The following is a 2,769-nucleotide window of genomic DNA, read 5'->3' as shown; positions in this document are numbered from 1 at the left end:
CAGAAACATCCTCTGCCACTGGATCGGTGGAGGATGGAGCTTCAGCAAGATCGTCACAGGAAACCAGGCGTTCAAGTGCCGCCAGCAATTCTGGAGCGGCGGCATCCACTTCGGTACGTTGAGTAATTTGAGCAAACTGGTGGTTGACTGTATCAAGAGCCTCAAGCACAACGTCCATCAGCTCGGAAGTCACTGCACGCTTACCCGTTCGGAGAATATCAAACAGGTTTTCCGTTACATGACAGCACTCCACCATGGCGTCCAGCTGTAAAAAGCCTGCGCCGCCTTTAACCGTATGAAAACCGCGAAATATCGCATTCAATAAATCGGTATCGTCCGGGCGCTGCTCCAAATCAACCAATTGCTCAGAGAGAAGATCCAGGATCTCCCCTGCCTCAACCAGAAAATCTTGGAGGATTTCTTCGTCATCACCGAAACTCATTCACCAGCTCCTCAGAACTATAATCAAAACCCAGACTTAAATCAGAAACCCAGACTTGATAGTAAGTCGTCGACGTCATCTTGCCCGGACACCACATCTTCACGTTTATCACTGTGAATCTGAGGACCTTCTGCTTCGACAGCTTTCTCATGAGCCGACATGGTCGGTTCAGATTCTGCGTATTCGCTCAGTCCGGTAATGTCTTCTACCTGACCAGCAATGCGAACCAGATCAACAAGGTTCTCTTCTACGTCACAGATAAGGCCTATGACGCGCTTCAGTACCTGCCCGGTCAAATCCTGAAAACCTTGTTCCAGGATGATGTCTTGCAGGTTTTTGTTCAGCTCACTGGTGCCATCTCGCATGTCACCCAGAAAGCCATCAATTCGTGTATACAGTTCGCGGAATTCATCCGCGGTCATCTCCCGACGTCTTAGACGACCCCACTCTTTATGCAGAGATGCGGCCTCTTCCCCTAAATTCAGAGCAATTGGCGCTGAGGCTTCAACCATATCCATGGTTTTATCGGCGGCCTTCTGAGTCATCTCAATCACATAGTTCAGACGATCAGATGCATCCTGAATCTCGGAAGATTCAATATCCGGGGGATCTGCATTCAAATCACCGTCTACATTAAAATTGACAATTGCACTATGGAGACCACGAGTCAGTTTTCCAACAGCCTTGTACATATTGTCGTCACGTACCCGCACCAGCTGTTCGATCAGTTGAGACGCACCTTCGATGTCATCGCCATTGAGTTTGTCAGAAAGTTGCTTGGCACAGTCCTGAAGCTCTTGGATAAAAACATCATTCCCGTGCGGTTTGGGTTGCATTTCCATCATTCAACCTTTCTGGTTATCTAATTAGCTACCGACACGTTCGAAGATTTTCTCGATCTTTTCTTTCAGTGCTGCCGCTGTAAAGGGTTTCACCACATAACCATTAACGCCGGCTTGTGCCGCTTCGATAATCTGGTCACGCTTGGCTTCCGCCGTCACCATCAACACAGGCAGTGATGACAGTTTCTCATCGGCACGAACCGCTTTTAACAGATCGATCCCGCTCATTCCGGGCATGTTCCAATCCGTTACCAGGAAATCATAATCGCCACTTTTCAGCATGGGTAATGCTGTCAGGCCATCATCGGCTTCCTGCGTATTCGAGAAACCCAGGTCCCGTAGCAGATTCTTGATAATCCGACGCATTGTCGAGAAATCATCGACAATCAGAATCTTCATGTTTTTGTCCAATGCAACCTCCATCTTCCCCGGCACGGGATTTACTTTAAGTTCAGTAACTGAGGCTTATCACCGTCAGCTTTGTCTCTGTCGATATTTTGTACAAATGCTTGGGCATTTATTCCGCTTTTTCCTGCCAATCGGCCAGTTTTGAACGCAGTCTCAAGGCAGCTTGTGAGTGAATCTGACTGACTCGTGACTCACTGACACCAATAATCTGGCCAATCTCTTTCAGGTTAAGCTCTTCATCGTAATAGAGAGCCAACACCAGTCTTTCTCTTTCCGGCAATTGGGTTATCGCCTGCGACATCGATTGCTTTAGCGATTCTCGCTGAAAATCTTCCTGAGGCGGGATAAAAGGCATACTGATACTGTCACTGCCAAACCCGGAATCGTCATCGCCATAGCTTTCTTCGAAACTAAACAGGCGGCTGGAGGCAGAATCATTCAGCATGGAATGGTATTCATTGACATCCACACCAAGCTCTTCAGCCACCTCACGATCCGTCGCATCACGGCCTTTTCTGGACTCTACGGCACTGATAGCCTCGCTGACCCGACGACCATTGCGATGGACAGAGCGCGGAGCCCAGTCACCTCTTCGCATTTCATCGACGATTGAGCCGCGAATGCGAATACCGGCGTAGGTTTCAAAGCTCGCGCCCTTAGAGGCGTCGTACTTCTGCGCGGCTTCCAATAAGCCCAGCATCCCCGCCTGGATAAGGTCTTCAACCTGCACGCACGCAGGCATCCTCATCATCATATGATGCGCAATACGCTTGACCAGATGTGCGTATTCTTCTACCTGAATCGTTGTCAGGCCGCGTTGAGTTTCGTCATACATAGCTAAGCCGTCTGCTGCTGGCATGGTGTCAGTCCCACTTTCTGTTTGATCAGAACGTTTACAGGCAAGCTCCTGTTGGAGCTGGTTGCAGTAACTGTTCTACAAAAAATTCCAGATGCCCTCTAGCACTACTGGGGAGAGGCCACTGATCCACTTGATTGGCAATCTTTCTCACAGCAATAGCCGCTTTGGATTGCGAAGCATATTTCAATAGCGGTTGCTGTTGCTGAACCGCTTTGCGC

Annotated in this window: 4 protein-coding genes and 1 pseudogene; all 5 read right to left on the bottom strand. The window is 49.1% G+C overall.

Translation table 11 applies throughout. From position 1 onward, the window contains the following. Nucleotides 1–442, bottom strand: a 442-nt coding sequence (locus ACTG33_RS13000; protein WP_439135653.1) for an Hpt domain-containing protein, incomplete at its 3' end; no start/stop codon positions are given. 41 nt (nt 443–483) lie between these two features. Further along, on the bottom strand, nt 484–1,284 hold the full coding sequence (locus tag ACTG33_RS12995) for a protein phosphatase CheZ (RefSeq protein WP_439135665.1): 801 nt from the start codon (nt 1,282–1,284) through the stop codon (nt 484–486). Nucleotides 1,285–1,308: 24 nt separating this feature from the next. Further along, complete coding sequence (gene cheY / locus ACTG33_RS12990; protein ID WP_439135652.1) at nt 1,309–1,695, bottom strand: chemotaxis response regulator CheY; 387 nt, start codon at nt 1,693–1,695, stop codon at nt 1,309–1,311. Nucleotides 1,696–1,801: 106 nt separating this feature from the next. Further along, entirely contained in the window at nt 1,802–2,551 is a 750-nt protein-coding gene (locus tag ACTG33_RS12985) for an RNA polymerase sigma factor FliA (protein WP_439135651.1), read from the bottom strand. Nucleotides 2,552–2,585: 34 nt separating this feature from the next. Then, nucleotides 2,586–2,769, bottom strand: a pseudogene (locus ACTG33_RS12980) (MinD/ParA family protein); the annotation flags it as partial.

This window comes from Pseudomaricurvus sp. (assembly GCF_965662505.1).
GTDB lineage: Bacteria > Pseudomonadota > Gammaproteobacteria > Pseudomonadales > Cellvibrionaceae > Pseudomaricurvus.
The sequence above is the reverse complement of the archived record's forward strand: the minus strand, read 5'-3'. Positions and strand labels throughout refer to the sequence as shown.